The 14,743-nt window shown below is 35.4% G+C and carries 16 protein-coding genes; 8 read left to right on the forward strand and 8 right to left on the reverse strand.

Annotated features, from left to right (window positions below; translation table 11 throughout):
* Positions 1-69 precede the first annotated feature (69 nt).
* Positions 70-348, forward strand: a complete 279-nt coding sequence (sepF, locus tag BQ3481_RS08415) for a cell division protein SepF (protein ID WP_157927863.1) — start codon at positions 70-72, stop codon at positions 346-348.
* On the opposite strand, the gene BQ3481_RS08420 is transcribed toward sepF, so the two are convergent.
* Both BQ3481_RS08420 and psmB read right to left on the reverse strand, forming a co-directional pair.
* Positions 340-2,271 (reverse strand): beta-CASP ribonuclease aCPSF1, encoded by a 1,932-nt coding sequence (locus tag BQ3481_RS08420; protein WP_157927864.1) that lies wholly within the window; start codon positions 2,269-2,271, stop codon positions 340-342. The two genes, sepF and BQ3481_RS08420, sit on opposite strands and share 9 nt — an antisense overlap.
* A 7-nt stretch (positions 2,272-2,278) precedes the next feature.
* Positions 2,279-3,043: an archaeal proteasome endopeptidase complex subunit beta gene (gene psmB / locus BQ3481_RS08425; protein WP_231911772.1), complete on the reverse strand. Its 765-nt coding sequence runs from the start codon at positions 3,041-3,043 to the stop codon at positions 2,279-2,281.
* Between psmB and BQ3481_RS08430 the strand changes: the two genes are divergently transcribed.
* On the forward strand, positions 2,992-4,056 hold the full coding sequence (locus BQ3481_RS08430; protein ID WP_157928533.1) for a sn-glycerol-1-phosphate dehydrogenase: 1,065 nt from the start codon (positions 2,992-2,994) through the stop codon (positions 4,054-4,056). The two genes, psmB and BQ3481_RS08430, sit on opposite strands and share 52 nt — an antisense overlap.
* Positions 4,057-4,058: 2 nt before the next feature.
* Here BQ3481_RS08430 and BQ3481_RS08435 read toward each other — a convergent pair whose 3' ends face one another.
* The 3 genes from BQ3481_RS08435 to BQ3481_RS08445 are packed head-to-tail and all read right to left on the reverse strand — an operon-like array spanning position 4,059 to position 6,551.
* Complete coding sequence (locus BQ3481_RS08435) at positions 4,059-4,805, reverse strand: peptidylprolyl isomerase (RefSeq protein ID WP_157927865.1); 747 nt, start codon at positions 4,803-4,805, stop codon at positions 4,059-4,061.
* A 42-nt stretch (positions 4,806-4,847) separates the two neighbouring features.
* Positions 4,848-5,990: a pyridoxal-phosphate-dependent aminotransferase family protein gene (locus BQ3481_RS08440; protein ID WP_157927866.1), complete on the reverse strand. Its 1,143-nt coding sequence runs from the start codon at positions 5,988-5,990 to the stop codon at positions 4,848-4,850.
* Between the two features lie 42 nt (positions 5,991-6,032).
* The gene (locus BQ3481_RS08445) at positions 6,033-6,551 is read right to left on the reverse strand and encodes a nicotinamide-nucleotide adenylyltransferase (protein ID WP_231911773.1); all 519 of its coding nucleotides are present in this window, start codon (positions 6,549-6,551) and stop codon (positions 6,033-6,035) included.
* Between the two features lie 48 nt (positions 6,552-6,599).
* Here BQ3481_RS08445 and rtcA point away from each other — a divergent pair, with 48 nt between their 5' ends.
* Positions 6,600-7,622, forward strand: coding sequence for an RNA 3'-terminal phosphate cyclase (gene rtcA, locus BQ3481_RS08450; protein WP_157927867.1), 1,023 nt, complete (start codon positions 6,600-6,602; stop codon positions 7,620-7,622).
* Here the strand turns inward: rtcA and BQ3481_RS08455 are convergent.
* Complete coding sequence (locus BQ3481_RS08455) at positions 7,611-8,144, reverse strand: CopD family protein (protein WP_231911774.1); 534 nt, start codon at positions 8,142-8,144, stop codon at positions 7,611-7,613. The two genes, rtcA and BQ3481_RS08455, sit on opposite strands and share 12 nt — an antisense overlap.
* A 54-nt stretch (positions 8,145-8,198) precedes the next feature.
* Here BQ3481_RS08455 and BQ3481_RS08460 point away from each other — a divergent pair, with 54 nt between their 5' ends.
* On the forward strand, positions 8,199-8,696 hold the full coding sequence (locus BQ3481_RS08460) for an LEA type 2 family protein (RefSeq protein WP_157927868.1): 498 nt from the start codon (positions 8,199-8,201) through the stop codon (positions 8,694-8,696).
* Here the strand turns inward: BQ3481_RS08460 and BQ3481_RS08465 are convergent.
* Positions 8,693-9,091, reverse strand: a complete 399-nt coding sequence (locus tag BQ3481_RS08465; protein ID WP_157927869.1) for a pyridoxamine 5'-phosphate oxidase family protein — start codon at positions 9,089-9,091, stop codon at positions 8,693-8,695. The genes BQ3481_RS08460 and BQ3481_RS08465 overlap by 4 nt on opposite strands.
* An 825-nt stretch (positions 9,092-9,916) precedes the next feature.
* Here BQ3481_RS08465 and BQ3481_RS08470 point away from each other — a divergent pair.
* The 4 genes from BQ3481_RS08470 (at position 9,917) to BQ3481_RS08485 (ending at position 12,975) form a co-directional block, all read left to right on the forward strand.
* Positions 9,917-10,162 (forward strand): hypothetical protein, encoded by a 246-nt coding sequence (locus BQ3481_RS08470; protein WP_157927870.1) that lies wholly within the window; start codon positions 9,917-9,919, stop codon positions 10,160-10,162.
* A 54-nt stretch (positions 10,163-10,216) separates the two neighbouring features.
* Positions 10,217-10,783, forward strand: a complete 567-nt coding sequence (locus BQ3481_RS08475; protein ID WP_157927871.1) for a hypothetical protein — start codon at positions 10,217-10,219, stop codon at positions 10,781-10,783.
* Between the two features lie 34 nt (positions 10,784-10,817).
* Positions 10,818-11,822 carry a hypothetical protein gene (locus BQ3481_RS08480; protein ID WP_157927872.1) on the forward strand — a complete coding sequence of 335 codons (1,005 nt, stop codon included), beginning with the start codon at positions 10,818-10,820 and terminating at the stop codon, positions 11,820-11,822.
* 166 nt (positions 11,823-11,988) lie between these two features.
* Entirely contained in the window at positions 11,989-12,975 is a 987-nt protein-coding gene (locus tag BQ3481_RS08485) for a hypothetical protein (RefSeq protein WP_157927873.1), read from the forward strand.
* A 343-nt stretch (positions 12,976-13,318) separates the two neighbouring features.
* Here BQ3481_RS08485 and BQ3481_RS11760 read toward each other — a convergent pair whose 3' ends face one another.
* Positions 13,319-14,722, reverse strand: a complete 1,404-nt coding sequence (locus BQ3481_RS11760) for a restriction endonuclease (RefSeq protein ID WP_231911775.1) — start codon at positions 14,720-14,722, stop codon at positions 13,319-13,321.
* Between the last annotated feature and the right edge of the window lie 21 nt (positions 14,723-14,743).

A 14,743-nucleotide genomic window follows, 5' to 3' on the forward strand; every position in this document is an offset into this window, starting at 1 on the left:
CGTGCAAGCTAATCTGTGAACTGCAATTGACTAGAAAGACTTTTTGAGGGAGTTGATCGCTAACAAGGTATGCAGACGCAAAAGGCTCCCACCTACCTCAAGGCAATAACTTTGAGGGACTATAGTGATGTACATGGTGTAAAAGAGGATATCAAAAAGGGAATGATTTTGGTCCTCAGGGTAACCCCACTTGCACAAAAAAACGTGGATGAGCTTAGAAAGGCGGTTGAAGAAATTTACAACATTGCGAAAAATGCAGATGCAGACATTGCAAGACTTGGTGAAGAAAGAATCATTGTAACTCCATCTGGCGTAAAGATCTGGAGAGCCGAGTACGATCTAAAGTAATCTAATTCCTTCTTGTACTTGAGGACATGTTGTTGCAATTCTAAACATTCTGTGTACTGAGCTTGCCAAGTTTTCACACTTGCGTCGCTCACCGTGATTTACAATTACTCTTCTTAGTTTTGGTCGCAGTCTGTGAATATATGACATCAATTGGTTGTAATCACTGTGACCACTGAACCCATCAAGTTTTTCAGTTGAACAGTTGATGTTGATAACCTCGATCTTTCCATCTTTTCCAACAACAGAGACTTGCCTTGAACCATCAAGAACCCTTCTGCCCAGTGTACCATTCACTTGATATGATACAAATAAGATCTTGTTTTTCTGGACTGGTGCAATATTTTTAAAGTATTCAAGCACTGGTCCCCCCTCTAGCATACCAGATGTTGCCATTATAATTGATGGACCTTCACGCAATGGTTCTTCTCTTGCATCAGAATGCTCTATGTTTGTGAAATATTCAGAATCAAATGGATTATCATCTGTCTCAAGGATCTTTTGTCTTAGTTCTCGTGCAAGATATTCTGGATAAGATTCATGTATTGCAGTTGCCTCAGAGATCATTCCCTCTGTAAATACTGGCGCTTCCATTAGTTGTCCTTGTTTCATGTATTGATCTATTACCATCATTAGTTCCTGTGCACGACCTACTGCAGGAATTGGGATCAGTACCTTTCCACCGTTTCGCAATGTTTCGTTTACCGATTTTATGAAAGTGGCCTCGACCTCCTCTCTTGATGACTGGATGTCCTCTTTTGCACCATAGGTACTCTCAATCAATAACGTCTCTACCCTTGGAAAGTTCCAAGATGCACTCTCAAAGAGCATTGATTTTCCATACTTTAGATCACCTGTATAGACAAAGTTGTGATTACCATTTCCTATATGAAAGTGACAGCTTGCAGAACCCAGAATATGACCTGCATTTGAAAATACCAGTTTGATATCAGGTGAAATATCTGTAACTGTTCCATATGACAATGGAATGGTCTGTTTCATGACTTGCTTGACATCACGCTCAGAATACATGGGAACTCGACCTTGTGCTGCTGCAACCTTGATAGCGTCAAGCTGGATTAGGTTCATCATTGGTAGGGTAGGTTCGGTACAGTAGATTGGACCCTTGTAGCCATACTTGAACAAGACAGGCAGGAATCCCGTGTGGTCTAGGTGAGCATGACTGATAACTACTGCGTCAAGCTCATCTAGTGTCATATTTGGCCAGTCAAGGCGTGGAAATGCCTCTATGGGGTTCTTTGCACCAGGATTTATGCCACAATCAATTAGGATCTTGCTTTCATGAGTGGTAAGCAGCATACAAGATCTTCCTACTTGGCTAAATCCTCCAAGTGTCATCAGTGAAACCTCTGCATCTTCAGAGAGTTTTGGGCGAAATATTTGCTCGCCTATCTGTCTTAGATGTTTGCTTCGCTCAGTTGAGGAAATTTTAAGGTTATAGTTTATAGTTTGGATGGTAGAAGACTGGCTTGCAGTTGCCTTTCTAATTCGTATTCTCCAACCTGTCTTTGAGACAAGTTCTGGCATGTTAAAGGCATCAGGATTGTTAAGAAGCCATGGACGCTTTACATCAACGGTCATCTCGCCTGTTGCAGTATCAAAGAATGTTCCTCCAAGTTCTGCCTCTTTTGGAAGCATTTGAGTTAGAATTTGTCGTGACTCTTCCTCGTTCTTTCTGATTGATTCTTCAGTTCTTACTACAATCCTTTTTTTGATTACATTTACCATGTTGGAGATTACTTCGTTGTGCTCCATTAGGTATTTTGGATTCTTTGTATAGATTGCAATTCTTGGACCTTCATAATCTATTTTGGTTACATCAGCTTCTTTAGGAATACTTTGCAGTATTGTTGCCATTATGTTTTGGGCTGGAGATAGTTCACGTTGTGCTTGTTTTCTTTGCATTAAATCACTAAAGCGTAATTATGGCCTTTTTCTGTTCTTTTGTCAAGAGCCTGTATCCCTGCTGGTCGATTATTGCTACATTGATTCCATCACCAGTTCCAATGTTTCTAGTGATTGCAGCTTTTACAGCTCTTAGAGCAATTGTTTTTCCCTCTTCTACTGTTAGGCCATCACGGTACTCACTTTCCAAGAGACCATATGCCACTGGAGAGCCACTTCCTGTTGTTACGAATGTTTTTTTGTCAAGTGATCCAAACATATCGATGTTGTAAAGTGATGGGCCTTGTTTGTCATATCCTCCAACGAGTATATCTGCAATAAATGGATAGTATCTATTCTGGAAAAATATCAATGATGCAAGTCTTGCAATTGACTTGATCGGTAGATATTCTTGCTTGTCAATTCGGTGTATGTTTGAATGGTATCGCAGCATGTCTGTTACATTTTGTGCATCTGCAACACCACCTGCAATTGTCATTCCTGCGTGATGATCAATCTTTTGGATCTTCATTGTATTGTTATTTGCTATGAAATATCCTGCGCTTGCTCTCATATCTGCGCATAAAACTACACCGTCGGTACAGCTTATCCCTACTGTAGTTGTTCCATGGTATGTGTGTTGTTCAATATAGTCTGACAAATAACTTGCTCCTAACTTGAGATACCTCAGTTTGTATATCACCCGCTTAAATAACTTTGGATTATTCAGGATATCGATAAATAACCAAGTTCCAAGTGAAAACCATGGCTTCTCACATAATGGAGCTACCAAGAAAGATACTCATAGGTGAGAACAATATTTCCAATATAGGAGACTTTCTGGTAGACCTGTCAGACCCAAAGAAGGTTTCTCTAGTTTCAGGAGACAAGGTACGAAAGATAACTGACAAAAAGATTTCTGCCTCACTTTCGGATTCAAAGATCAAGTATGTATGGCACAAAAGTACAAGCAATGATGTAGAGGCTGCAAAAAAGACACTTGTTGAAATAAAAAAAGACAAAAGTGATTTGATAATTGGAATCGGAGGCGGTAGGTCTGTTGATATTGCAAAGATGATTGCATTTACATTAAAGAAATCATTTGTTAGTATACCAACATCTGCTTCACATGACGGTATTGCCAGCCCCTTTGTTTCCATACGCGGAGACAAGCCCTATTCTATAATTGCTACAGCACCTTTGGGGGTCTTTGTTGATATTGCAATTCTAAAAAAGGCTCCAAGGAGACTTTTAGCAAGCGGTTGCGGTGATCTTATGGCAAAAGTTACTGCAGTACGAGATTGGGAACTTGCAAGAGATAACACTGGAGAATATTTTGGAACATATGCGGCAAACTTGGCATCAATGAGTGCAAAGATAGTAATTGACAATTCAAAAGATTTTAGGAAAAATCCAGATGTTAGAATGATTGTAGAGGCCTTGATCAGTTCAGGTGTAGCTGCCTGCATTGCTGGAAGTAGCAGGCCATGTTCTGGTGCAGAACACTTGTTTTCTCATGCAGTTGATCATCTCAAGCCGGGGGTAGGCTTGCATGGAGAAAAATGTGGTATTGGTGCAATATTGATTGCAAAGCTACAGGGACAAGACTGGAAAAAAATAATCAAGATGTTAAAAAATGTAGGAGCACCAACCAAGGCAAAAGAGATCGGGCTTGATCATGAGATTCTTGCACGGGCCCTGACAATTGCACAATCACTAAGACCTGAGAGATATACAATTCTCAGCAAGATAAAAATGAACGAAGTAAAAGCTATAGAGCTTGCAAAAAGTACTGGTGTACTATAATTCTAGGCTGTTTTTGGTTGTACAGGTTTTGGTTCAGCTGGTTTTTGTTCTGTTGGCTTGTCCTGTTTTGGTTTGTTGTAAGTGTCAACAAAGTTTACCTTGTCTAATTTTGGAACAAACTTAAAGATCTCGTTTGCAATTGCACGCTTTACTATCTGAAGACCTTCCATCATCATTGCTTCCTCTGGAATGGTAACATCTACTGCTGTTCCCTTGATCTCAAATGCAAGCTTTGATTCTTCAATTGGGAATCTTCGTTTGAGCAGTCCCAAGACTTTGTCTTGATCTGTGTCAAGGGATTTTATAACATTAAGATCATAAACAATTGTCTTTCCTGCAAATCTGTGATTGAAATCAACTTGGACTCGTCCTGAGCCAATGAATCTTACAATTCCTGTTCTTTCGTCAATCTCTATTGTATCTCCAACTGTAACTTTTTCTGCATCTTCTCCAAGTTTTCGAAGTGGTATCATGCGAACTTTGCTTGTATCTCTTACTCCAAATCCTTTCTCTGGAGGAACTTCGATTGAAAGTTTGTCGCCAGTTTTTGTATTTGCTAGTGCATCATCGAGACCCTTTAGAACCCATGATTCTCCTACAGAAATGAGTCTTGGTTGATATTTGACATTCGCATCATGAATTGAACTTGATTTAGCGTCAGATTCTCGTGTTGTCTCAAAGACCTCGTTTGAATCTTTAACCTTGGCAGTATAATCTACTAGAATTAAAGTTCCTTTTTGGAAAGTCAACGTGATCGATCCTTTGAATTCCTTATATTAAGTTAACACGAATTATAATGACTTGAGTTTGTCTTCAGCAACTTTTAGTGCTTCAGGATTTGTCTTGTATCCCATCATATCAAGTGTAGATGCTATTGAAGAGATTGTTCTCATTACATGATACTTGTTTACTTCTCCCATACATCCAACTCGAAATACTTTGCCTTTTAGTTCTCCAAATCCACCCGCAACTAAAACTCGGAATTTTTCAGAGAGTGTTCCTCTGAATGTCTTGTCATCTAGCCCTTGAAGATAATTCAATGCAATCACAACCGTGGAACGTGCATCCTCTTTAGCAAATGGAGACAGTCCAATTGCGCTCAGTCCACTGTAAAGAGCATCAGAACAAACTCTGTGCCTTTTAATTCTGTTATCAATTCCTTCTTCTAGAATAATATCAAGTGCTTCCCTGTATGCATATAACAATGGAATGGCAGGAGTAAACGGCGTCTCTTTAGAGTCATCATAATACTTGAAGTATCTTGCCATGTTAAAGTAGAATGTAGGAGGAGGGTTTGCAATCATGTATTTTTTTGCTTTTTGGCTAACTGCAATTGGTGAAATTCCTGGAGGAGCAGCAAGTGCTTTTTGTGCACCTGTTACGCATACATCTACCCCCCATTTGTCCATATGGAATTCTTCCCCACCAAGTATTGATACTCCGTCTACTACATAGAAAGAATCGTTTCTTGCGGTAAGATCTTTTATTCTATCAAGATATTTGACCATTGTACCAGTAGAAGTTTCATTCCAAACAACATAGAATGCCTTTACATCCTTGTTGTTATCAAATGCCTCTTTTACTTGATCAAAAGTTGCATTTTCTCCAAATGGTGTTGTCAGACGTATAACATTTGCACCAGCCCACTCTAACATTGTTGAGAGTCTGTTACTAAATTCACCGTTAACTGGAATTATTACCTTGTCACCTTTCTTTACCATGTTTACAACAGAAGCTTCTACTGCACCTGTTCCAGATGCACTGAGAGCTACTACATCACTTGTTGTATCAAAGATTTTCTGACTCTTTTCAATAGTATCTACATACAACTTGACAAAATCTTTACTTCTGTGATTTATCATGTGGGTAAACATTGAACGTGTTACTCTTTCTGGAACATTCGTTGGTCCTGGTAACATGACTAGATATTCCAAATAAATTCTCCAATTTGCAAGCAAGTTAACCGCTATTTATAATTAAAGAATTTTGGCAAGTCTGCTTTTTGCGTCTATTTTTAAGAGCACCTGTTTGGTTCCTTCAGGAACAAGATCGGACCAATCTTTGCCACTTGTGATCATCTCCCGAATATTTGTTCCGGATATTGTATCTCTCTTCAAAAGAGGAACTTCAAAGACACTTTTTCCTCTTTTTTTGTATAATGTAATAGTAAATTCGTCATTTGAAAAGACAATATCATATGGAGGTACAATTGAATCAACATGATAAGTCCATCTCTCATGATCGCCAGTATCGGGTACAAAAAATATCTTGACACGTTCTAATATCTTAGAATCAAGAGATGAAAGAATCATTTCCTTTCGTTCATCGGCTGTGAATGGATTTCTTTTTTCATAACTTCTGTTTGAGCTTCCAATTCCAATCCACAAATTGTCAACCTTTGACAATCCAATCTTTACAGCTTCGAGGTGTCCCTTGTGGAACGGTTGGAATCTACCAATTAGGAGACCATCCATTGTCGGGATCTTGTTATACATGTTTAAAAAACCATCATTAATTAGATTCCAAAATTAAACGAGTTAGTCATGGAGCCAATAAAGATAGACGGTGGATGGGGTGAAGGTGGAGGACAGATAATTCGAAGTGCAGTCACCTTGTCTGCAATTACAGGTAAACCTGTTGAGATAGAAAACATCAGAAAGAATCGAAAGGTTCCAGGTCTTAGGCCACAACATTTGCTTGGAATAAAAATATTGTCAAAGATCTGCCAAGCTAGAGTAGAAGGACTTTATGTGAATTCAACTTCATTAAAGTTTTCTCCTTCTCAAGGACTAGATTTAGATCTGCAAGAAGACATTGGCACTGCAGGTAGCATTCCACTTGTTTTGCAAGTGTTGATCCCTGCTGTATCACTGATGAAAAATAATTTGAGATTATCAATTGTTGGTGGCACAGATGTTCCTTGGAGTCCCACATCTGATTACACAAAACATGTTTTTTATGAAGCACTATCTAGAATTGGAATCAATTTTACGTTGGATATCAAAAAACGTGGATACTATCCAAAAGGAGGTGGACTTGTTGAAACCCAGATACAACCTTGTAAGAGTATAAATCCAATATCACTTCTTGAAAGGAGTACCGCATCTGCAAAATTGTTGTGCTCTTACTCTCACATTCCAAAAGAAATTGTAGAAAAAGAAGTGTACGATGTAAAAGACATTCTTGCTGAGAATGAATTTGATTGTGAAATTATGATAAAAGAAAATAATGCCATAGACAGAGGATGCTCAATGTTGATATTTTCATACGATGTAAATTCTATCACAGGTTCGGATAGTATTTACCAAAAAGGTCTACAAGGTCTTGGAGAATCAATTGCAAAAAGATTCGTTGAATCAAACCTTGGTGTTGATCTACATCTTTCTGACATGTTAGTAGTTCCACTTGCTCTTGTAAAAGAAACTTCGGCATACAGAGTAAAACAAATTACAAAACATTTGGAGACAAATCTTTTCGTTGCATCAAAGATGACAGGATGCAGATATGGAATAGGAAAACTGGATAATGGTTTTGAGGTAAGAATTTCTGGAGTCTCATACACCTGAATGAAGTAGTGCGGCCATCAAGAGTATAACAATAGAAATTATTACTGTCAGTCTGCCAAGCATGATAATTTTTGAACGTAGTTTTTGTAAATGCTCCCCAGAAAGAGCTTTTGACTCTATCTTTCGTTCTACCTCAGAACGGATTAATCTCACATGTATTGCAAATATGATTATCAACATGACTACAAGAATTACTTTGATGAGTAGAACCATTCCATAATTTGTGGAAAATATCAATGATGGTCTTTCAATAAATCCAATAGAATTGTAGATTCCAGTTATTATCAATACAATAAGAGATGGGACACCAATTGTGTTGAATCTGCGTCCTACACGAATCATTATTGACAGTCTTCCATCTACAGAATCTGAAAATGTCTTAAGAAGTGGAGCAAGAACTATTCCAATGAATATGGAACCTCCTACCCAAATGGATGCTGCAACAAGGTGTGCCCACATAATTAGTGCATCAACAAGTGTCATTATCCTACTGCAGAGTTGACGAATAATATCTATTATCATCTAAAACCATTTGACGAAGGTTTTTTAATTGAACAGATCACGTAGCTTTTAGATTTGGTTAATACTGGAAGGTTAGTAATACTAGCCTGTTTTGCTGGTCTCGGTGCAATGATGTTATTCTTTTTTGTCTATGCAAATTCTTTTCAGGTTGATCTTAACAAAGTAACAGTAAAAATTGATAGCATCAAAATTCTTGATGAGAACAAACTGGACAAACGTACACATCTTGATGTAAGATTTAATCTTCAAAATCCTACTTCAATCGTACTGACTATTGCTACAATAAATTATCAACTATATGCAAATGGGAAAGTTCTTGGAGATGGGCATTTTACAACAAATGATATTCCAGAAGCTGGAAGACCTGCGCTTTTTGCCAATAGTAATGTTACCATACCTACAACATTTGATCTTGTGAATAGTGATGAAATTGCAAAGGAATATTCAGACATAACAACCAACCAACCAGTAACATATGAGATAAAAGGACAAGTAACTATAGAGTCATTTTTGACATCAGTTATCAAAGACTTTGATTTGACTTTTAGCTAACCCAGACCCCAACTTGTTTTAGTTTTCGGAGTAATTTTTACAAATGGCGCTTCTTCTTCTTTCCAAGGATCTTCTCTTACCCAAGCAAACTTTTTGAAAAATATTTCATATAGCTGTTTGAATTGCGGGCCCTTTTCGATAAAAGTGGTTGAGCCTTGGACAACAACAGCTTTGTGTTGACTAGGTAGGTAAATGTCCACAGAAATTGCGATTTTGTTATTTTTTTTTAGGTTTGCATACTTTTTTGTGTTATAGTCTGTTGCAAAATAAAAAAAACCATCTTCAAAATAATATGTGACAGGAGCAATATGTGGTACATCACTTACACATGTAGCTATTCTACACCCCTCATTTTCCTTTAGAAATTCTGATTCTTTTATGGTAAATTTCATCATAAATTGTAACTGACGGTATTGAATAAAAAGAAATGGGCCGAGAGAGGTTCACTGAGGCAGAGTGTATGAACACGGCAGTAAACCTACTGGGACGGTTACTTAGTCCCTACCTTCTTTTATTTTTGTTCGTACCACCACGTAGTTTGTATAATTTAGACTTTATAGACATCAATAGTTGTACTACTGAATGTGTACGAATACAATTTTGTGCTATACTAAATATTTCGTATTTGTACGCGGGTTTGTATCATAACTTTGTATACACAAAATGTACTAGTACATTTTTGAAAAATATCATATATTGGATAATTTTATTCGTACACTGGTCAATATTTGTACGAATACACAAAAGTGTGTGTATTGCATACATTTGTACAAAATGTATATTCTTTTATTTTTTAACATTTTTAGTTCCAAGATCTAACAAATCTGGAATTTTCTTGGATTATGTGAAAAAAGGGAAAGTTTCAAGTATCTGTTTGGTGATTCTGTTGAAGAGATAAGCAAAACATACGATTTGTTATCTTCAATATTTGGAGAAATTTACCGATTGGCTGGAATAAAGGAAGAATATTTCTATATCATGCAGGTTCATGCGTTGGAGCTCATTACTGGCTGAACAGGACAAAGTACAATCATGCTATAGTGGCAAGAATTGGAGGCTGGAAGTCTGTCCAAACTTTGATTGATTGTTATGGACAGCCTGATGAGGATTATATCGTAAATTTCCTAACAAAAGATCATTAAAAAATAATTATCTAAAGACAATGTTTTAGACACAAAAAGGGATCAGTTCACATAAAACATATCCGTATGCAAAGCGATATGAATAACAACAAAATGGAACGAATGAATGATGAGTTTAGAGACCGTGAGAAGGTAGCTATAGATCTACAGAAAAATAATTCTCCTTTGATTAACAGTTATCAAATTTATCATAATTACATTAGACCATACATGGAACTAGATGGTAAGACTCCTGCGAAGAAATGTGGAATAGAAGTGAGAGGCGATAATAAATGGTCAACATTGATTCAAAACACTTCCAAGGTGAGTAGAAATTCAACCTAAGCTTACAATAGGGTGTACTTGTAATGCCATACTGATATGGGTGAAAATTATACTATGTTGAAATATGGAAATAAAAAATCTGATCTGATGCAGTTTTCTAAAAAAACTGCATTTTTCATAGTGGCATTTATTCCATTATGGATAATTGTGATAGTTAATTATGCCCTTACAAAAGGTAGCAATGCCAATTGGTATTTGATAGTAGGCTCATCAGCTTTCATTGTTGCTGTATGGATTGGTGTTTCATCATATTTAGAAAAATTACGTAACGATAGTGAAGGATCACAAACTTTCAAGATAGTTCAAAAAGCAAATATCACACATGACGTTATTTTTTATGTATTAGGTTACATTCCGTCAATTCTTTTAACTAATTTTCATTTAAAAGAAATCATAACGTTTGCTATTGTTATTTCCATAGTATACATATTGTATATCAAAACAAACATGATGCACATTAATCCAATATTGGCATTGATGAAGTATAACATGTATAAAGTAACAGATGATCATGACAATACTGTTGTTTTATTATCTAAACTTAATGTAAAAACAGGAATTGATGTTTCGTGTAATGAAATAACCGATAATATCAATATTGTACTGGACTCTGACGGATAGTCTTATTACATCCTATAACTTTCTATTTTCAACTTTGGCTAAAAAGGGAAACTATGATTGGATATTCGACTCAATATCAAATTTAGAAAATATAACACCTAAGGGGTTTCTATTAAAAAAATCTACACATGGTAGGTACCTTGACGCTTTCAAACTTAAGCCAATCAAAACTGTCTATTTTAGAAAAAAAATAATATCAGAATTAAAGCGAATTAAAGAGGCATATGATAAGGAACAAATCAAAATAGTTAGTTTTGATAAACAAGACACAGAAGATAACGCTCTTAGTGTATTAGATATTGATAAATTTTCATCAATCAAAAGTACAATTGATCAAATATCTCAATCTGCAGAAGCTAATTCTATAGATAGCTTGAAGTCAATGGAACGTGCTAAGTTTTCCGCTATGTTATTTGACATAGCTGATGAAAAATCAGTTATAGCAATAGACACTGTTTCCATATTTAGTAAGGCATTTGAAAAAGGGGGTTTAGTGGCTACATATGATGAAATTGGATTACATGAATTAACCCAAGACTCTGCATTAGTATTCAAATTTGGGTTACCATGTATTTACTTTGAAGAAAAGAAAAAATTGTTAGTAATAGATAGAGAATCTACGGAGAGTATATTCAATTTACTAGAACATTATCAAAAGAAAGCCTCAGTTCAATTCTCAGAAACATTAGTAGATATAATTAAACTGGATGATGGTGTATTTCAATCAGAAATTAAAAACATAACAGTAGCACGAAGAATAAACAATATGATTGAGGGAGGATTATTTACTACTGATATTGAATTATATAAAAAACATGAAACCATAATTAAGAGTCATCCTGAATGGGATGATGAATTAACTCAACTCGTTATAGAAGATAATAAGGTAAAACTTGACAGTAGTGACAGATTCAAATCTTTCTTACATCTAACTAGCTTAGATTTAATGAATCCAGCTATAGATCCAACTCAACATTTCATATCGTTCAAAAAACGTAAAGTAAGAGTGAACACCACAAAAATTATTCCAAATAAATGATTAATCTCTTATTGTTTCAATAAAATAGATCTGTATCAAACACAAATATTCTAAAACTATTCCTAATTTTTTGATCCATAGAATTACAGAGGATCAAATGATCAGAGCTTTTTGTTAATACAATATCAAACATATTCATTAAATGCTAAGGTGAGTGATTACAATAGTGCAAATTGAAGTAAAAAATGTGGGCTATGACGTTTACGAATCTCTGCATAATTTGATCGGTGTTAACGCTGTTGCTGCAACAATTGCACATCATGAATTAAAATTCCCTTTGGTTTCAGCTCATCAAAGTGAATTATTAAAATCAAACAAGGCAAAAATCTCACTGAAAACTCCCTTAATGCAATTTGTTTACGTACCTAAAAAAGGCTGTAAAATAAATGAAAAATTAATCAAAGATGCAATTACAAAAAATTATAAAAATATAGTAGAAAAACATCCAGAATTAATTACAGATTTTTACTATCAATATTATCCCAATTATCCACCAAATGATATGGAAAGAGATGCTATTTTGGATATACAACGTGACTCAGGTGCTTTCATTCTTTCCGACTATGAAACAAATCCTGAGCAATCTGTTGATCAATTTGAATCTCAGATACTTGATCTTCGCAATAATAATTCAAAGTATCTAGTATCCCCAACATTAGACATTGGTATGCAACCTATTGGATTATTTGCTAAAAAGATAGACAAACTGATAGAACATCAATTTCAAAGATTTAATGTAATTTACAGATCAATCTTCATACGCCAAGTCAATTGGATTGAACTCTCACAGAAAATCTTTGAAAAAGACATTTGGTGTAATGTAGTTGGTGTACCACAACGTTATCTTAGTCAAGCAAACCCATTTTCATTATTATCAACAGTCTTACTCTATGGGATACATAGTGCATCACTTGGATATCCTATAATAAGAAGTACAAAAAAGATTCCAAACTCAAAATACAATTTCAATAAAGCAACACATGGTTTTGACAAAGTATCTGACATGTCAGAATCTGCAAGTAGAACAGTTTCTATCAATGATCAGACAGATGAGCTGGCAGTTGCCAGAGAGCACATAATGAAAAAAACGTTTTTTGCAGAATATGTTCAAACTAAAACTGGATTACTAGAAGCCTTAAAGATGATTCCGTAATGGATGGAAATTAATAAAATTCACCATGGTTTTCCTATATTTCTGAGTTCTTGCCTTGTCCATTTTTCCACAATGTGTTTCCTGAATTCCATCTTGAAAATTATCCACACTAAAGCATCTTAGTTTTTGTCTAGTCTCTAGAGAACATTTTAAACAAATTTTTTTCCTATATCCCCAATCATAATCTAATAAGAGTTTTTTAATGTGATTGCTTTCCTCGTGCCAATCTATGGTTCTTGCCTGTATATTCTCATTTTGCAAGGATCCTTAACGAAGATCTAAACTAGTTTATAGATCTGTTGGTCTGTTTTGAATTTCTTCTTGGGATAAGATGAGATTTAATTTATTTACCAAACCGAAAATGCTTGAATTTATCTACAATAGAATCTCCCTTGGTTTTTTCTTTTAATTCTGCTGATGCATGGTCTTTACAATAACATTGATCCTTCTCATCCACAAGTATGTCTTTTTCACACTTGGCTATGCCACACACCTCACATACTGCAAAAGTATGTCTTTTTTGTAAACCTAGTTTGTGGTGACAGTCTGCAATATCATCTTCTATTATCACATCAGATGCAGGCAGAATGATTCTGGAGTAATTATTTTCTTTAGATTCGAACTCAATCTCCATCTTAGGAACATAAACTAGTCGTGGTCTTGTTGTTATTGTGTTAATATCTGGTGCATGATGATATTCTTTGACTTCCGTTTTCTCTCGTGATATTTTTACCTCGTAGTGGATAATTGTCTTATTATCTCTAACTATCTCAGTTTTGACTTTAAACTCGATATCTTTCTTGTTTAAGCTTGGATCTAACTTGGATACTGCAGAATTAGGTTCTTGAGTAACTTCTATTGTAGTAGGGCTTAGATCTTCCAAATCTCTCACAATTTGTTTTTGCATGTTATCCAAATCATAAGGACTATGGCCCTTGTCATCTATACTGTAAAGTATTTCTCCGGATAATCCGTCTACAAAATATTTTCCTGAATTTTGTTGTGTGTGGATTTGTCTATCGGGAGTTTTGAATTGTTCACGCAAATTAAATTCCACTATATAGTATGGATGAAAGATCAATTCTCGTCTCTTTATGACTACTCTGTCTTTATTTTTTAATGTCAAAATAGAATAATCATCAAAAGTACCTTTTAACAGTAGACTGTTTTCTATGACAGATAATTTGCTATCAGTACGACCTAGCATTACTCTCTTGTATTGTTCCATGAAGGTAGAACCATCCCAAAGATCTAATTGTTTTGAACTTGGATTATTTGAAGCCCATCCCATTGCATCTGATGAGAAATCAGAAGATGTTACAAACAATCCTTTGTTAATGTTCAAATCATCCAATTTTGCTACAAAATCCCGAATTTCTTTTATTCCGACTTTTCTATCTTCTGTATAATTTTTACATTCTATTGCAAGTGCAATGCTTCCACGTTTGGCTATGACATCAATTTCATTAAATTGACCCGATTGTCCTCGAATTTTTTGACCTCTCGTAGTTTGATATCCTCTATCTTTGAATATTCTTTCAACAGATTCTTCTAATCTAGTTCCAAGATCGCGTGTTGTTTTTTGAATTATCGGTTTTTCACTATCGGAAATTGGCTCATAGTCTTCTGTTTTAATCTCTTGTTGTGGAATATTTTCTTGGGATAAGTTATTTAGATTAATGCCACATTCGGGACAGAATTTTGTACTTCCATTCAGATCCTTCCCACATTCAGGACAGAATTTCATATATCAGGTAATTATTTAATG

It is taken from the genome of Candidatus Nitrosotalea okcheonensis (genome assembly GCF_900177045.1).
Taxonomy (GTDB): Archaea; Thermoproteota; Nitrososphaeria; order Nitrososphaerales; family Nitrosopumilaceae; genus Nitrosotalea; species Nitrosotalea okcheonensis.

What these genes read in the sequence shown, in the direction of transcription:
- BQ3481_RS08445 (WP_231911773.1), bottom strand. Translation starts at nt 6,551, where the DNA reads ATGTATAACAAGATCCCGACAATGGATGGTCTCCTAATTGGTAGATTC.
- BQ3481_RS08470 (WP_157927870.1), top strand. Translation starts at nt 9,917, where the DNA reads ATGAATAACAACAAAATGGAACGAATGAATGATGAGTTTAGAGACCGT.
- rtcA (WP_157927867.1), top strand. Translation starts at nt 6,600, where the DNA reads ATGGAGCCAATAAAGATAGACGGTGGATGGGGTGAAGGTGGAGGACAG.
- BQ3481_RS08465 (WP_157927869.1), bottom strand. Translation starts at nt 9,091, where the DNA reads ATGATGAAATTTACCATAAAAGAATCAGAATTTCTAAAGGAAAATGAG.
- BQ3481_RS08420 (WP_157927864.1), bottom strand. Translation starts at nt 2,271, where the DNA reads ATGCAAAGAAAACAAGCACAACGTGAACTATCTCCAGCCCAAAACATA.
- sepF (WP_157927863.1), top strand. Translation starts at nt 70, where the DNA reads ATGCAGACGCAAAAGGCTCCCACCTACCTCAAGGCAATAACTTTGAGG.
- BQ3481_RS11760 (WP_231911775.1), bottom strand. Translation starts at nt 14,722, where the DNA reads ATGAAATTCTGTCCTGAATGTGGGAAGGATCTGAATGGAAGTACAAAA.
- BQ3481_RS08475 (WP_157927871.1), top strand. Translation starts at nt 10,217, where the DNA reads ATGTTGAAATATGGAAATAAAAAATCTGATCTGATGCAGTTTTCTAAA.
- BQ3481_RS08455 (WP_231911774.1), bottom strand. Translation starts at nt 8,144, where the DNA reads ATGATAATAGATATTATTCGTCAACTCTGCAGTAGGATAATGACACTT.